The sequence below is a fragment of the Nonomuraea pusilla genome (assembly GCF_900109355.1).
In the GTDB taxonomy this organism is placed as follows: domain Bacteria; phylum Actinomycetota; class Actinomycetes; order Streptosporangiales; family Streptosporangiaceae; genus Nonomuraea; species Nonomuraea pusilla.
In genome coordinates this window covers 116,511-132,224 of sequence record NZ_FOBF01000019.1, presented here as the reverse complement: position 1 = coordinate 132,224, position 15,714 = coordinate 116,511, and the positions used below count along the sequence as shown (strand labels likewise).

Annotated in this window: 14 protein-coding genes; 10 read left to right on the top strand and 4 right to left on the bottom strand. The window is 73.2% G+C overall.

Going from position 1 to position 15,714, the window contains the following annotated elements; translation table 11 throughout:
- The first annotated feature begins 72 nt into the window (after positions 1-72).
- The 4 genes from BMX74_RS31975 to BMX74_RS31960 all read left to right on the top strand — a co-directional run bounded on the left by BMX74_RS31975 (position 73) and on the right by BMX74_RS31960 (position 3,637).
- A complete protein-coding gene (locus tag BMX74_RS31975) occupies positions 73-993 on the top strand; it encodes a GNAT family N-acetyltransferase (protein ID WP_091104324.1) in 921 nt (306 codons plus the stop codon).
- A 99-nt stretch (positions 994-1,092) separates the two neighbouring features.
- Positions 1,093-2,580 (top strand): MFS transporter, encoded by a 1,488-nt coding sequence (locus tag BMX74_RS31970; protein WP_091104323.1) that lies wholly within the window; start codon positions 1,093-1,095, stop codon positions 2,578-2,580.
- Positions 2,577-3,080 (top strand): MarR family winged helix-turn-helix transcriptional regulator, encoded by a 504-nt coding sequence (locus BMX74_RS31965; RefSeq protein WP_143078830.1) that lies wholly within the window; start codon positions 2,577-2,579, stop codon positions 3,078-3,080. The genes BMX74_RS31970 and BMX74_RS31965 overlap by 4 nt, the downstream gene beginning before the upstream one ends.
- Before the next feature lie 32 nt (positions 3,081-3,112).
- Positions 3,113-3,637 (top strand): hypothetical protein, encoded by a 525-nt coding sequence (locus tag BMX74_RS31960; RefSeq protein WP_091104321.1) that lies wholly within the window; start codon positions 3,113-3,115, stop codon positions 3,635-3,637.
- 62 nt (positions 3,638-3,699) lie between these two features.
- On the opposite strand, the gene BMX74_RS31955 is transcribed toward BMX74_RS31960, so the two are convergent.
- A complete protein-coding gene (locus tag BMX74_RS31955) occupies positions 3,700-4,302 on the bottom strand; it encodes a hypothetical protein (protein ID WP_143078829.1) in 603 nt (200 codons plus the stop codon).
- Between the two features lie 190 nt (positions 4,303-4,492).
- Between BMX74_RS31955 and BMX74_RS31950 the strand changes: the two genes are divergently transcribed.
- Entirely contained in the window at positions 4,493-5,401 is a 909-nt protein-coding gene (locus BMX74_RS31950; RefSeq protein WP_091104371.1) for a DNA-3-methyladenine glycosylase family protein, read from the top strand.
- On the opposite strand, the gene BMX74_RS31945 is transcribed toward BMX74_RS31950, so the two are convergent.
- Complete coding sequence (locus BMX74_RS31945; RefSeq protein ID WP_055510175.1) at positions 5,353-6,510, bottom strand: DUF418 domain-containing protein; 1,158 nt, start codon at positions 6,508-6,510, stop codon at positions 5,353-5,355. The genes BMX74_RS31950 and BMX74_RS31945 overlap by 49 nt on opposite strands.
- A 250-nt stretch (positions 6,511-6,760) precedes the next feature.
- On the opposite strand from BMX74_RS31945, the gene BMX74_RS31940 reads away from it, so the two are divergent.
- Positions 6,761-7,498 carry a MarR family transcriptional regulator gene (locus BMX74_RS31940; RefSeq protein WP_055510173.1) on the top strand — a complete coding sequence of 246 codons (738 nt, stop codon included), beginning with the start codon at positions 6,761-6,763 and terminating at the stop codon, positions 7,496-7,498.
- Positions 7,499-7,662: 164 nt separating this feature from the next.
- On the top strand, positions 7,663-9,534 hold the full coding sequence (locus BMX74_RS31935) for a S1 family peptidase (RefSeq protein WP_256257384.1): 1,872 nt from the start codon (positions 7,663-7,665) through the stop codon (positions 9,532-9,534).
- Positions 9,535-9,629: 95 nt separating this feature from the next.
- Here the strand turns inward: BMX74_RS31935 and BMX74_RS31930 are convergent, their stop codons facing one another.
- Positions 9,630-11,333: a SpoIIE family protein phosphatase gene (locus tag BMX74_RS31930; RefSeq protein WP_091104317.1), complete on the bottom strand. Its 1,704-nt coding sequence runs from the start codon at positions 11,331-11,333 to the stop codon at positions 9,630-9,632.
- Between the two features lie 385 nt (positions 11,334-11,718).
- On the opposite strand from BMX74_RS31930, the gene BMX74_RS31925 reads away from it, so the two are divergent.
- From BMX74_RS31925 to BMX74_RS31910, 3 genes are read left to right on the top strand one after another with little or no spacing between them, the layout of a single operon-like run.
- Positions 11,719-12,933 carry an MFS transporter gene (locus tag BMX74_RS31925; RefSeq protein WP_091104316.1) on the top strand — a complete coding sequence of 405 codons (1,215 nt, stop codon included), beginning with the start codon at positions 11,719-11,721 and terminating at the stop codon, positions 12,931-12,933.
- Positions 12,930-13,694 carry a heme-binding protein gene (locus BMX74_RS45120; protein ID WP_082535692.1) on the top strand — a complete coding sequence of 255 codons (765 nt, stop codon included), beginning with the start codon at positions 12,930-12,932 and terminating at the stop codon, positions 13,692-13,694. Before BMX74_RS31925 ends, BMX74_RS45120 begins: the two co-directional genes overlap by 4 nt.
- 57 nt (positions 13,695-13,751) lie before the next feature.
- A complete protein-coding gene (locus BMX74_RS31910; protein WP_091104314.1) occupies positions 13,752-14,546 on the top strand; it encodes an SDR family NAD(P)-dependent oxidoreductase in 795 nt (264 codons plus the stop codon).
- An 18-nt stretch (positions 14,547-14,564) separates the two neighbouring features.
- Here the strand turns inward: BMX74_RS31910 and BMX74_RS31905 are convergent, their stop codons facing one another.
- Positions 14,565-15,641, bottom strand: coding sequence for an alpha/beta hydrolase family protein (locus BMX74_RS31905; protein ID WP_218154114.1), 1,077 nt, complete (start codon positions 15,639-15,641; stop codon positions 14,565-14,567).
- Between the last annotated feature and the right edge of the window lie 73 nt (positions 15,642-15,714).

Sequence of the window (15,714 nt, the reverse complement as noted above, 5' to 3'; positions counted from 1 at the left end):
AACGTGTCATACGGGCCTTGCGGGGGACCGAAACGGCCTGCGGGGTGGGCGCGCAACCGGAAAAATCAGCGCATGACCATCTCGTCCAGCCCCTACACCGGAGCCCGCGACCTGCGGGCCATGCAGGACCTCGCCGCCCGCCTCTGGTCGCCCGCCTCCCGCCGGCACGTCGGCGACCTGGCATGGGAACGCCATCAGCACACCGGCCGCGAACCGGAGTGGCCGACGAGGCTGTGGCGGTCCGGGGGCAGGACCGTCGCCTGGGGCTGGATCGAGCTGCCCGGCCACCTCGACCTGATGGTGGACCCGGCCTGCCCCGGCCTCGCCGACGAGGTCCTGACCTGGTTCGCCGAGACCGCGCCGGCCGCGCCCGCCCGTCCCGCGGCGCCGGGCGCCGCCTCCCCTGGCACCGGGGCGCGGCGGACCGTCATGGCGGCGTCGTCCGAGCCCCACCTGCTCGCCGCCCTCGACCGCCACGGCTACCGGCGCGACGACACCGCCCCCTGGTTCTGTCACATGGCGCGCGAGCTGGACCGGCTGCCCGTGCCCCGCGTCCCCGCGGGGTACCGGCTCAGGACCGTGACCTCCGCCGACGTCCCGGCCCGCGTCCTGGCCCACCGGGCGGCCTTCCACCCGTCACGGGTCACCGAGGAGAGCTATCTCGCGGTGCGCGCGGCCTGGCCGTACCGGCCGGACCTCGACTGGATCGCCGAGGCCCCCGACGGCTCGGCCGCCGCGTTCTGCCTGGCCTGGCTCGACCCGTCCAACGCTGCCGCCGCGATCGAGCCCGCGGGGACGGCGCCCGAGCACCGCCGCCTGGGCCTGGCGCGGGCCGTCTGCCTGGCGGCGCTGCACGCGGCGCGCGAGGCGGGGGCCCGCCGGGCGGTGGTCGGGCCGCGCGGCGACGACGGCCACCCCGTGCCCGGCCGCCTCTACCGGGGTCTCGGGTTCGAGCCGCTCGCCCGCAGCGACGTCTACCGCCGCGAGGAGTGACGGCGGGGAGGTCCCCCGGACGGCGGGGCCGCCGCCGGCGAGGTATGCCGTACGCCACATACCTGGGCACTTCATTAGTTATACGAATATAATCGTTCTATGCCTATAACCAGTGGAGCGGGACAGCGCGAAGCGACCCCCGCCGCCGCCGGGCTCACCCCCAGGCGACGCGTGCTCGTGCTCGCGATCTGCTGCATGAGCCTGTTCATCGTCGGCCTGGACAACACGATCGTGAACATCGCGCTGCCCTCCATCCAGCGCGACCTGCACGCCTCCGTCTCCGGCCTGCAGTGGGTCATCGACGCGTACACGCTCGTGCTGGCCGGCCTGCTCATGCTCTCCGGCTCCACCGGCGACAGGATCGGCCGCCGCCGCACCTTCCAGACCGGGCTCGTCCTGTTCACCCTCGGCTCGCTGCTGTGCTCGCTCGCGCCCAGCCTGGGCTGGCTGGTCGCGGCGCGGGCGCTCCAGGCCGTCGGCGGCTCGATGCTCAACCCCGTGGCGATGTCGATCATCACGAACACGTTCACCGAGCCGCGCGAGCGGGCCCGCGCCATCGGCGTGTGGGGCGGCGTGATCGGCATCAGCATGGCGCTCGGGCCGCTCGTCGGCGGGGCACTGGTCGGCTCGGTCGGCTGGCAGTCCATCTTCTGGATCAACATCCCCGTGGGGGTGGCCGCGGTCGTGCTGTGCGCGCTGTTCGTGCCGGAGTCGCGCGCCCCGCACCCGCGCCGGGTGGACCCGGTCGGCCAGGCGCTCGTCATCGTGCTGCTGACCAGCCTCACGTACGGCATCATCGAGGCGCCCACCGCCGGCTGGACGTCCACGCGCACGCTGGCCTGCTTCGCGGTGTCCGCGCTGGCGCTGTGCGCCTTCGTGCCGTACGAGCTGCGCCGCGCCGAACCCCTCATCGACCTCAGGTTCTTCCGCAGCGTGCCGTTCTCGGGCGCCACCGTCGTCGCCGTGTGCGGCTTCGCCGCCCTCGCGGGGTTCCTGTTCATGAACACCCTCTACCTGCAGACCACCCTCGGCTACCCGGCGCTGCACGCGGGCCTCTACACCCTGCCCATGGCGGGGCTGACCGCCGTGTGCGCGCCGCTGTCCGGCCGCATCGTCGGCGCCGCGGGCCCGCGCGTCCCCCTGCTGGTGGCGGGCATCGCGATCGGCGCGAGCGGCCTCATGCTGACCGGGCTCACCGCCCACACGCCGCTGTGGCAGCTCATGTCCGCGTACGTGCTGTTCGGCCTCGGCTTCGGCATGTTGAACGCGCCCATCACCAACACCGCCGTCTCCGGCATGCCGCGCGCCCAGGCCGGGGTCGCCGCCGCCGTCGCCTCGACCAGCCGCCAGATCGGGCAGACGCTCGGCGTCGCCGTCATCGGCTCGCTCGTCACCTCGGCCGTGCGGGGGCCGCTGCCGTCGGGGCTGCCGCAGGCCAGCCACGTCGGCTGGTGGATCGTCACCGGATGCGGGGCGGCGATCCTGCTGCTCGGTATCCTGACGACCACGTCGTGGGCCGGCCTGACCGCCGTCCGCACGGCGGAGCGGCTCTCCCACGTCTCGACCAGAACGGCCGGCACCTCATGAGCGACACCACCGTCCCCGCGCCGGGCCCCGCGCCGGGCCCCGCAGTCCCGGACGCCGCCGCCCCGGGCTCCGCCGTCCGCGTCTGGTCGGCCATGCGCGCGCTCGTGCTGGAGCACGAGGACCGCCGCAAGGAGGTCGCCGACGCCCTCGGCATGAGCTTCTTCCGGGTCAAGGCGCTGCGCCACCTGCTGCCCGGCCCGCTGAGCATGCGGGACCTGACCGCCGGCCTGGCCACCGAGAAGCCGTACACCACGCTGGTCGTCGACGACCTGGAGCGGCGCGGCCACGTCGTCCGCAGCGTCTCGCCCGACGACCGCCGCTCGAAGATCGTCACGCTCACCCCCGAGGGCGAGGCCGCCGCCCGGCAGGCGGAGCGCATCCTGGCCAGGCCGCCGCGCTCCCTGCTCGCCCTGCCCGCGGGCGACCTCGCCGCCCTCGACGAGATCATGGCGAGGCTCCTCGCCGGCGACGAGCACGGGGACGCGCGCGGATCCGGGTGAACCTCCCCGCCCCTCCGGGCGTCGTACCCTGCATGAGCACACACGTGATCGTCCGTACCGGGTTCGCGGCGGCGCTGGCCGGCGGGCTGCTGCTGGGCGGCCTCGCGCCCGCCGCGCAGGCCGCCACCGCCACCACCGCCGGCTCGTTCGGCCCGTACGGCTACGGCGGCGTCAGGCTGGGCATGAGCGCCAAGACCGCCAAGGCGACGGGCAAGGTGGTCGCCAAGGGGGGCTCCGCCCCCTCCCCCACCTGCACCGCCTGGGACCTCAAGGCCCACCCGACCGGCCGCGACTCCGTCGGGCTGTTCATCTCGAAGAAGCACGGCGTGGCCGTGATCTTCGCCCCGAAGGGCGCCAGGACTCCGCAGGGCATCGGCCTGGGCTCCACCAAGCAGCAGCTCAAACGCGCCTATCCCAACCTGAAGACGGCCGCGAGCGGCTACCCGTACGTCACCGTCCCCGGCAACCCGAAGGCCTACTTCTCCTTCCTCCTCAACGCCAAGGGCACGATCTACGAGATGGCCCTCGGCCTCCCCCAGCAGGACTGCGTGAACTAGCGGCCCCGGGGCACGTCGCCGGCGGCGCGAGCGGATGAACCTCGCCGCTGGCGGCGGTGCGCTCAGGCCAGTTCCTCCGACACGACATCGGTGGCCCTGCCGTACGCGTTCGTGGCGGTTACCGTGAGCGCGTCGAAGGCGGCGTGCCGGGCGACCTCGAACGGGATGCGGCGACCGTCGGCGAGTGTGACCAGGTCGGAACCGTCAGCGTCCAGGAAGGAGTCCCGTTCCTCTTCCCAGTCGATGTTGTAGCCGGCCCAGACCACCAGTTCGAAGACGTCCTCGCCGTCAGCGTCGACATACACCTGGTCGGCGCGCCGAGCTCGCAGTGCGTCTTGGTCCCAGGTGTCGCAGAACATCGCGTCATGGCCATGCGCGGCGCCGTCGAACAGCAGAATCCGATGTCCCGACGCGGACACCGCGTACACCAGTGCGGGCAGTTCGTCACCGACGACCAGCCCGTCGAGCCGTTGCCCGTAGTAGTGCAGCCGGAACCGGGTCTGGGCGTCCTCGGAGCGCAGCCGCGCGGCCCAGCCGACCTCCAGCAGACCCGCCCAGAAGCTCTCGGGCACGTTACCGGGCCGCTCAGCCGGCTCGGTCAGGCCGAGCAAGTGAGGCGGCCCGGGGCGCGTGGTCGTCCCGGACGTCGACGTCCCGTTCGTCATGCGCTCCATCATCAGGCATCCGGCCCGCACAGGCCCAACGCCCACGGGGCGCACGGTGCCACGTCACTGCTCCTGACGTCTCAGCAACGAGGTGAGCTCGACCGGACATCGCGAGCTCGGCGTCGCGGCCGGTGCCCGGCGTCACGGCGTACGGCTGGAGTGCCGGCGGCGGCCGCCTACCATGGCGCGCATGACGCGCCACGGATTCACGATCACCGCCGACGGCCCGTTCGACTTCGGCGCCACCCTGCGCTTCGTCGAGGACTGGCCGGCCACCAGCGCCCTGCCCTCCGACGGGCGGGCGCTGCGCTTCGCGTACAACGCGGAGTCCGACTGGCTGCCGATCGGCGTGACCGTGACCGCCGCGCCCGGCGGTGTCGCCGTCGCGACGACCCGCGCGGCCGGGCCCGGCATCAGGGGCGAGGTGGCGCGCATCCTCTCCCTCGACGTCGACGGCACCGGCTTCGCCGCGCTCGGCGAGGCCGACCCGGTGCTCGGCGACCTACAGCGGCGCAGCCCCGGCCTGCGCCCGCTCTGCTTCTGGAGCCCGTGGGAGGCGGCGTGCTGGGCGGTGATCGTCCAGCGCTCGTCGATGCTCGTGGCGTCCCGGATCAAGCAGCGCATCGCCGAGAGGTTCGGCGCGCGGGTGACCGTGGACGGGCGGGTTTACCACGCCTTCCCGCCGCCGGTGAGCCTGGTGGACGCGGGCGGGTTCGGCCTGCCCGCGCAGAAGGAGGAGTGGCTGCGCGGGCTGGCCGGGGCGGCGCTCGACGGCGTGCTCACGACCGAGCACCTGCGGGCGGTGCCGCCCGAGGAGGCCCTGGCGGAGCTGCGCGCCCTGCCGGGCGTGGGGCCGTTCTCCGCGGGCCTGATCCTGATCCGCGGCGCGGGCGCGCCCGACGCGTTCCCCGGTGACGAGCCACGCCTGTTCGCGATCCTGCGCGAGGCGTACGGCCTGCCCGAGGACGCTCCCGCGGGCGCGTACAGGAAGCTGGCCGAGGCGTGGCGGCCCTACCGCTCGTGGGCCTCCTTCCTGTTCCGCGCCACCACCTACGGCGCGGCGGACGAGCGGGACGGGGCGGGCGGCCGGTCGCGGTAGGTCAGGCGGCGCAGTGCCACCTCGGCGGGCCCGCGCAGGCCCGCGCGCCGCATCCACTCGGCGAGCAGCACCGACAGCGCCCAGGTGGCGACCGCGATGCCGCAGCCGGCGAGGAAACCGGCCTCGTCGTGCAGGCCCAGCGTGAACGGGTAGAACAGGGCCAGCCACACCGCGGACTGGAACAGGTAGAACGTCAGCGACCGTTGCCCCAGCGCCGCGAGCGCCGTGGTGAGCGGGCCGCGGCCCGCCTTCAGCGCGACGAGCCCGACGGCCGTCGCCATGCCGATGCCGCCCGCGTACCCGGTGAGGTCGTGCGCGACGGCGGCGGCCCAGCGGGCGGCGTCCGAGGAGGGCGTCCACGCCCCGGCCGCCGCGAGCGCCGAGGGCAGCCTGCCGATCATCGCCACGCCGAGCAGGCTCAGGGTGAGGCGGCGCAGCACGCGGACGTGCCGCTCCGGTTCGTCGAGGACGCGGCGCCGCTCGGCCCAGACGCCCACCAGCATGCCGGGCACCACCACGACGACGGAGACGGCGGTCTCCACCGGCCAGGATGGCAGGTTCGCCAGCAGGTGGGCGCCGAAGGTGGGCTCCATGAACGCCGCCCCGACGACGGGCCGGACCTGGGCCTGCACGCTCTGCCACGCCACCAGCAGGGTGGCGGGGACGAGGGCCGGCAGGGCGATGCGCCACAGCACCGCGTCGCGGGCCCGTACGAGTGGGGCGAGCAGCAGCAGGGCCAGCCCGTAGACGGCGACGATGTCGAGCGGCACGAGGACGACGGTGTTCAGGAACCCGATGACGACGAGCCAGGTCGCCCTGCGCCGCATCAGCGTCCTCGTCGCGGTCCAGTCGGCGTCCCGGGCGCGCAGGGCGCGGGCGAGCTGGCCGAGCCCGTAGCCGAACAGGAACACGAACATGGCGCGGGCCTGGTTGTCGACGAGCAGCGACTTGACGAATCTCCCCGCGGCGTCGAGCGTGGCCGATCCTGTGGGCCGGTCGTCCACGAACGCGGGCGCGTGCGCCAGGGCGATGAGCAGCAGCATGACGCCGCGCGCCAGGTCGGGGGCGAGCGACCGCGCGGTGACGGCGGTCGGCGCCGTGGAGGTCATGGGGTGTCCTTCCAGGGGACGACAGGACGAGACCGAACGCGATAGTACGCGTGCAGCGCAGAACAAAAGCTAATTTGCTTTTATAAATTCGTCAACTGTAAACAGCCTTTAGAAGAGGTGATTTGCAATGGTGGTGGCCATGAATGCAAAACAAATGCCGCCTCTTGCAATGAGGTGAAGGCGAACGCAATACTGTCGTCGGTCAGGACGGCGGCGGGACGGCAGCGGGACCGCGAGGGGGCGTGACGGGATGCCGGGAGGCAGGCTGACCCACGAGGACCGGCGGCGCGTCGCCGACGGCCTCGCGGAAGGGCTGACGTACACCGAGATCGCCCGCCTGCTGGGCCGGCCCGTCTCGACCGTCAGCCGCGAAGTGATCCGCAACGGCGGCCCCGGCGGCTACGACGCCGAACGGGCGCACCGCGCGACCGCGGAGCGCGCCCGCCGCCGCGCGCCGGCGTCCCCCTCCCCCGCCGCCGTGGCAGGACGCGACCCCGGAGCCGTGTACGAGACGGAGGAGGAGCTCACCGCCGTGCTGGCCGTGACGGGGCTGCCGCGCATGACCGCCCGGGTGCTCGCCTGCCTGTACGTCACCGACAGCGGCAGCCTCACGGTGGCCGACCTCGTCCGGCGGCTGCGCGTCAGCCCGGCGTCCATCTCGAAGGCCGTGGCCGAACTCGAGGCCCACGACCTGATCCGCCGCGAGCGCGACCCGCGCCGCCGCCGCGACAGGTACGTCATCGACGACGACGCCTGGTACCGCGCCTGGCGGGCGAGCGCCAGGAGGAACGCGACGCTGGCCGAGGCGGCCAGGCGCGGGGCCGGCGTCCTCGGGCCTTCCACATCCGCCGGCATGCGCCTGGACGACATGAGCCGCTTCCTCGACCGCGTCTGCGAGGACATGCTGCGGGCGGGCGAGCGCTGGTGGAAGGACCGCCGCGAGGGCCCGCGGCGGCGCGGAACCACGCGGGCGCCGTTCATGGAGTAGCATCCCCTCGGCGGCTCGTACGGATCATGGTCTCGGCCGCGGGAAGCGTCCCCGTTCGGCGGATTGCAAGAAGACGCTGATTTCCCCCAAGTAGCCTTCAAGCCACACACAAGCGGCGCCCCTCACCATTGCCGCTCGTGAGCGGAAATTTCAGGAAGAGGTTAGTGAAGATCGCCGCAGCGGCGGCGGTCGTCATGGCGGTCGCGTTGCCCGCGTCCCCGGCGGTGGCCGACGGCTCCCCCGACGAGCGGCCCGACGTGCCCGTCGGCACCTGGCTGGCGGCGCGCACCCAGCCCGCGGTGCAGATGACCAGCTTCACCTACACCGGCACCGTCGCCGTGCCGACCAGCACCATCAACCAGACCGCGTTCCAGGAGCTCGTCCAGCAGGCCACCGCCACCGTGGCCTCCGGCAAGATCTCCTCCGACGAGCGCAGCATCGCCAAGTGGCTGTTCCAGCGGATCGCGGCCGACGTCGACACCTACCTCACCTCGACCACGCCGGAACGTACGGTCGAGGCCGAGGTCGGCGGCCTGTGCACCGGCTGGTGGGTCACCCCCGACGGCTACATGGTGACCGGCGCGCACTGCGTCCAGGTCGGCGAGACCGAGCTGAGCCAGCTGTTCGCCAAGCAGGCGCTGACCAAGTTCAACGAGCAGGACGCCAAGGAGATCATCAGCGGGCTCCAGGGGCTGGAGGCCGACGAGGAGATCCTCAAGCTGGCCCAGCAGATCTACATCACGTTCAACACGAACCACATGACGATCCGCGGCCTGAAGCAGAGCCTGTCGGTGCTGCAGAGCCTGCCGGGCGGCGGCGTGGACAAGACCGCCAAGGCCGTCCCCGCCGAGCTGGTCTCCGTGGGCGAGAGCTACCCCGGCAAGGACTTCGCGCTGCTCAAGGTCAACGGCCAGCAGAACCTGCCGACCGTGCCGCTCGGCGAGGACGCCGACGTCCGCACCGGTGACACGCTCTACATCAGCGGCTTCCCCGGCCTGGTCACCAACACCCCGTTCTTCAGCCTGGAGTCCAGGCTGGAGCCGGCGCTGACCGAGGGCCCGTACAACGCCAAGCGCTCCACCCAGACCGGCGTCCCGTACATCCAGACCCAGGCGCCCTCCTACCACGGCAACTCCGGCGGCCCGGTGTTCAGCAAGGACGGCAAGGTCATCGGCATGCTGATCGCCGGCACGGTGAGCGAGACCGGCGAGTCGTCCGAGAGCGAGAGCTTCGTCCTGCCCGTGAGCATCATCAAGGAGAAGCTCGGCGAGAAGAACGTCAAGCCCGCCCAGGCGTTGACGACCACGCGGTACAACGAGGCGCTCAACGACTACTTCCGGCACTACTACGAGGACGCGCTGCCCAAGTTCCGCGAGGTCCAGGCGCTGTTCCCGAACCACCCGTACGTCGCCAAGTACATCAGCGACTCCCAGCAGGCGATCTCCGCGGGCAAGGACGAGTCGCCCAAGCCCATCCTCATGTGGGTGCTCATCGCCGCCGGCGTGATCGTCGCCATCGTGGTGATCCTGGTGCTGGTCAAGGTCCTGCGCGAACGCCGGCGCCCGCAGCCCCAGCCGGCCTACCCCTCGCCCGCGCCCGTCGGCGCGTACGGCGCGGTGTCGCCGCCCCCGTGGCAGCAGCAGCAGTTGCCCCCGGGCCAGGGGCACGTCTCGCCCCCGGCGCAGCCCGCCCACGGCGCTCATGGCCACGGTGCGTACGGGCAGGGCGGCCCCGGCGGGTACGGCTCCTCGCCGTACGGGTCGGGCCAGCAGAACGGCAACCTGCAGCACGGCGGCGACCAGTACGGATCGGGCCAGCACGGCGCCGGTCAGTACGGCGGCGACCAGTACGGCGGCCAGTACGGCGGCGCCCAGCACGGGCCCGACCAGTACGGCGGGCAGTACGGAGGCCAGTACGGGCCCCCTGCGCACGGTGGGCCGCAGCAGCCGCATGGCCAGGCCCAGCCGCCCCTGGGGGACCGGACGCGCAACGTCCGCTACGGCCAGTTCTCACCCCCGCCGAACGACCAGCACTAGTCCTCACGGCCGACCTGCCGCTCGCCCGCCCGCCCTCCGCCGCCCGCCCACCGCGGGGCGGCCGGAGCGGCGGGCCGCGGCGTCCCAGGGCCCGTTCACTCCGGCACGCGGACCGCGAGCAGCGCGACGTCGTCGTCGTTGTCCTCCGGACGTACCCCGGCCAGGAGCAGGTCGCACAGCGAGCTCAGCGGGCGGTCCGCCAGCGAGGCGGCGTACGAGCGCAGCCGCGCCAGCCCCTCGTCCAGCGGGTGCCGCCGCGACTCGATCAGCCCGTCGGTGTACAGCAGCAGCGTGGACCCCGGCGGCACGTCCACGGCGGCGTCCTCCCTGACGGGGGCGAGAGCGGTGCCCAGCAGCAGCCCCATCCCCTCCTCCAGCAGGCGCGCCGACCCGTCACGCCGCACGAGGAGCGGCGGCGGATGCCCGGCGTTGGTCCAGCACAGCCGCCATCCTCCGTCGACCGGCTCCAGGCGGGCGAAGACGACGGTCGCCATCGTCGCCTCCGCCATGCGGGCCACCGCCTGGTCGAGCCGGTCCACGACCTTGCTGGGCGGCTCCTCCAGCTCTCCCGCGTACGCGCGCAGCATGTTGCACACCTGCGCCATGCCGGACGCCGCCTCCAGGTCGTGGCCCACCACGTCGCCGATCACGAGCCCGGTCGCGCCGTCCGACAGGACGAACGCGTCGTACCAGTCGCCGCCCACCTGCGAGGCGTGCGGAGCGGGCAGGTAGCGCGCGCTCATCTCCAGGCCCGGCACCTGCGGGAGCTGCGGCAGCAGGTGCCGCTGCATGGTCTCCGCCACGCGCCGCTGCCGCTCGTACAGGCGGGCGTTGTCCAGGGCCAGCCCCGCCCGGCGGGCGATGTCCTCGGCCAGCAGGAGGTCGGCCGCGGTGAACGCCCCGGGCCGCTCGGAGCGGCCCAGCGTCAGCGCCCCCACGACCTCGCGCACGCCGCGGATCGGGGCGATGCTCGCCGAGTGGATGCCGGTCGCCTCGAACAGCTTCCTCTGGGCGACCGCGATGCCGGAGTCGGGAGGCCCCTGGTAGTCCTTCGGGCCGACGAGCGCCGCCGCCACCCCGCGCAGCGCCCGCGACAGCGGCATCGGCGACTCCTGCGGCAGGGGCGGCATCGGCCCCTCCAGGTCCATCCTGTGGGTCAGGACGCCGCCCTCGTGATGCACCACGGCGGCGCGGTTCACGCCGCCCTTCTCGGTGAGCAGGTCCACGACCACCCAGTCGGCGAGCAGCGGCACCACCAGCCGCACGAGCTGGCGCAGCGTCTCGCCCACGTCCAGGCTGGCCGTCAGCCTCGTCGTCGTCTCCGCGAGCAGCGCCAGCCGGTCGAACTCCGACAGCGGCGACGACAGGCGTGTCGGCTGCGGCTCGGCGGGGCCGGGTGAGCCGCTCTCCCTGAACAGCACCAGCGCCCCCGTCCTGCCGGGCCCGAGCCGGCACGGCGTCACCATCCAGGAGGCGGGCAGCAGCGAGCCGTCACCGCGTTCCAGCCACTCCCGCTCGCCCTGCGCGGTGTGCCCGCTGACGAACGGCTGCCGCATGGCGCAGAGGGTCCGGGGCAGCGGCTCGCCGTGCCTCCCCCGGTGCAGCAGGTCGTGGGCGTCCCGGCCCAGCAGTTCGGCGGCGGACCGGCCGAGCAGGAGCTGCGCCCGCGCGTTGACCTCGACGATCCGCCCGCGGTCGTCCGCCACGTACGCCCCGATGTCGGAGAGATCCCGTAGTTCGAGGGGACGCGTGCCCTCCACCGTGGCGGGCCGCTCGGCATCCCCTGCCGGAACACTCATGGACGGCTCTCCTTCCCCTCTCCCGCACCCCTACCCAGCCGCCTCCCGACGCCACCCGCGCCGCAGCCGGGCCTGCCTTCCCTCGTCGCAGGACGCCCGGCGACACACCAGCCTCGAACCCGCCCGCCCCGACGCCTGCCACCTAAGCTGCGGAAACACGCGTCACGTCCGTGGACGCGAGGCGGGCGGGAAGGGGGCGAGGGTGCGTCAAGCGCCTTTGGCGGCGGGGAGGCACCTCGCCGGCGGTCATGAACGGCTCCCCCAGGCGGGCAGAAAGAGGCCTGTGTCACTCTACCCGCGTTTGCAATTAGTCGTCGTGTGCAATTATTGTTGGCGCACGTAAGGCGCTTGCGCAAAACGATCTGTCTGTCAAGGGACCCTCGTCATGCCGCTCGCACTCCTGGCCCTGGCCATAGGGGCCTTCGGAATCGGCACCACGGAATTCGTGATCATGGGGCTGCTGCCCCAGGTCGGCGCGGACCTCGGCGTGTCCGTGCCGACGGCCGGCCTCCTGGTCACCGGCTACGCCCTCGGCGTCATGATCGGCGCGCCGATCATGACCGTCCTCGGCACCAGGATGTCCCGCAAGAACATGCTCATGCTGCTCATGGGCCTGTTCGTCATCGGCAACGTCATCTCCGCCGTCGCCCCGGCCTTCGCCGTCATGCTGATCGGCCGGGTGGTGGCCTCGCTGGCCCACGGCGCCTTCTTCGGCATCGGCTCCGTCGTCGCCGCCGAACTGGTGGCGCCGCAGAAGAAGGCCGGCGCCATCTCCATGATGTTCACCGGCCTGACCGTGGCCAACGTCGTCGGCGTGCCACTGGGCACGTTCGTGGGCCAGAGCGCCGGCTGGCGCGTGACCTTCCTGATCGTCGCCGCCCTCGGCGTGGTCGGCCTGGCCGGCGTCGCCAAGCTCGTACCCGACCTGCCCAAGCCGGACGGAGTGCGGCTGCGGCACGAGATCGCCGCCTTCAGGAGCGTCCAGGTCGTCCTGGCCATGGCCATGACGGTGCTCGGCTTCGGAGGCGTGTTCGCCGCGATCACCTACATCGCGCCGATGATGACCGAGGTCAGCGGCTTCGCGGAGTCGTCCATCACCTGGCTGATGGTGGTCTTCGGGGCGGGCATGGTGGTGGGCAACCTCGTCGGCGGCCGATTCGCGGACCGCAGGCTCATGCCGATGCTCTACACCGCCCTGGGCGGCCTGGCGCTGGTCCTGCTGCTGTTCACCTTCCTCGCCTCCGGCAAGGCCGCGTCCGTCGTGGCCGTCTTCCTCATCGGCGCCCTCGGCTTCGCCACCGTCCCGCCGCTGCAGAAGCGCGTCCTCGACCACGCCCACGGCGCGCCCACGCTGGCCTCGGCGGCCAACATCGGCGCCTTCAACCTGGGCAACGCCCTGTCCGCCTGGCTCGGCGGCCTGGTGATCTCCGCCGGACTCGGCTACACCGCGCCCAACGCCGTCGGTGCGGTCCTGACCGCCGCCGCGCTGGTGCTGGCCGTCATCTCACACCGGCTGGAGCCGCGGCAGGCCCGTACCACCGCGACTCCCGCCCCGGCACCGACAACACGCTTCCTGACGACACAAGGAGAACTCCCATGAGCGCCACCGCCGTGGCCCCGCTGACAGGTTCAGACGCGCAGACCCTGGTCCGCGCCGCTCGCCGCGCCGCCGGCGCGGCCGGCGTCCCCGTCAGCGTCACCGTCCTCGACGCCGGCGGACACCTGCTGGCCTTCCACCGTGACGAGCGCGCCGTCCTCATCTCCGGCGAGACCAGCACGGCCAAGGCCTACACCGCCCTGCAGCTGAACGCGCCGACGGCCGATCTGGTCGACCTGGTCAAGCCGGACGGCCCCTTCCACTCCCTGCCCACCGCGCTGGACAAGCCCCTGCTGTTCATCGCCGGCGGCGTGCCCGTCCACCGCGACGGGCACCTCATCGGCGCCCTCGGCCTCGGCGGCGGCGCCCCCGAGCAGGACCACGCCTTCGCCACCGCCGCGCTCGGCGAACTGCGGACGGCCCGCACCCCCCAGGAGGTCTTCGCCGACCACGGCACCCGCCTGGGCACCGGGGACCTCGACCTGATCAGCCAGAACTACACGGAGGACGCCGTCTTCCTCACCCCGGAGGGTGTCCTGACAGGTCGTCAGGGTGTGAAGGAGGGCATCGGCCGCCTGCTGGCCGACCTGCCGGACGCCGACTGGCAGCTGACCCCGCAGTTCGCCGGGAACGTCCTGTTCCTGCAGTGGACCGCCACCAGCGCCGCCCACCAGGTCACCGACGGCGTCGACACCTTCGTCTTCCGCGACGGGCTCATCAGCGCGCAGACCGTCCGCTACACCCTCTCCCCGCGCACCGCCTGAACGAGCACCGGACCACCGCCACAGCAGCTCCAGCTCCACTCGATGAGGGGAACCGTCATGCAGATCGATCTCTCCGGCCGCACCGCTCTGGTGACCGGCTCCACGCAGGGCATCGGCCACGCCATCGCCACCGGCCTGGCCCGCGCGGGGGCCCGCGTCGTCGTCAACGGCCGCGACGAGGGGCGCGTCGCGGACGCCGTCCGCACCGTACGCGCCGGCTCCGGCAACGACGACGTCGCGGGCGCCGTGGGCGACCTGGCGAGGGAGCAGGGCGCCGCCGCCGTGCTGGAGGCCGTTCCCACGGCCGACATCCTCGTCAACAACCTCGGCATCTTCGGCTCCGTCCCCCCGCTGGAGATCGACGACGCCGAGTGGCGGCGCTACTTCGAGGTCAACGTCCTGTCCGCCGTCCGGCTCATCCGCGCCTACCTGCCCGGCATGAAGGAACGGGGCTGGGGGCGCGTCCTCAACCTCGCCAGCGACTCGGCCGTGGCCATCCCCGCCGAGATGATCCACTACGGCATGACCAAGACCGCGCTCCTCGCCGTCAGCCGCGGGTTCGCCAAGGACGCCGCCGGCACCGGCGTCACCGTCAACTCCGTCATCGCCGGACCGACCCACACCGGCGGCGTCGAAGGATTCGTCCGCGAGCTCGTCGGCGACGAGCTGCCCTGGGACGAGGCGCAGCACGAGTTCATGGTCAAGTACCGTCCGCAGTCGCTGCTGCAGCGCCTCATCGAGCCCGAGGAGATCGCCAACATGGTCGTCTACCTCGCCTCGCCCCACGCCTCCGCCACCACGGGCGGCGCGGTGCGCGTCGACGGCGGGTACGTCGACTCCATCCTGCCCTGACCGCGTCCGCGAGAAGGGCTAGCCGCGGAAGGTGACCTCCGGGTAGGCCGGTGACGGCCCGTTCAGCAGCGCGCCGGACCTGCCGCGCAGGTGCACGTCGAAGAAGGCGCGCAGGTAGGCGCGGGTGATCGCCGCGGCTCGTGTCCCCCGCAGGGTTCCGGCGGGCAGGCCGAGCTGCTCGCCCAGCACCGGGTAGTCGGTGAACGAGTCGTGCTCCGCCCCTGCCACCTCGGCCCAGCGTCTCCACCCGGTCAGCAACGGCCAGTTCTCCGCCCAGGTGGGGACGTCCGGGGTGCCGAGCAGGAGGAACGGCCGGGCGAGCCCGCCGGCCGGCGGGGGGACGATGAACGCGCCGTCCATGTCGGCGCCCGCGTCGATGCGGGTGTCGTCCTCCATGGCACGCGCCGCGCTGTTGCCGCCGATGGAATGCCCGGCCATGCCGATCCTGGCCGGGTCGATCAGCGCGGGGCGCTCCGCCAGCAGGCGGTCGACGACGAACGACACGTCGGCGGAGCGGACGGCCGGGACGAGGCCGGGCGCGTCCTCGATCTCGCAGGCGCGGCAGGTGGTGGTGCGCCCACCGGGGAAGGTGATGGCCGCGGACTCGTAGGTGTGGTCGACGGCGGCGACGGCGTAGCCGTGGCTCGCGAGGTCCTCCCCGAGCAGGGTCAGGGAGGAGCGGGGCAGGCCGAACCCGGGCGAGAGGATCACCAGGGGCAGGCGGCCGCGGACGGGCGGGGCGGCGGCGAAGGAGTGGGTGCGGACCCGGCTGAGCAGGTCGCCGGCGGGCAGCCCCTGGGCGGCGAGCAGGAGGGCCGACTCCTCGGGGGTGACGTAGCGGGCGCGGTCGCCGGAAGGGGCGGCGGCGGGGTACCAGAGGGTGACCATGAGCCGGCGGCGCTCGGAGGGCACCCAGGGGTCGGCGCGCGAGGCGTCGACCAGTTCCCGGGTGAGCGTGCCGACCGGGTGGGGCCCCGTGGGGGCGGGAAGCCTCGGCGCGGCGGTGGCGGGCGCGGCGACGGCAGGTGCGCTGATCGTGGGGGCGGTGGCGGTGAGCGCCGCCGCCAGTACGGTGGTGAGCAGGGCTCGCATCATGCCGGCGAACCTAGGCAGCGCTCACCGGACCGGCTTGTGCCGCCAGGCCAAACTTCGGGCCGCAGGCGTGGTG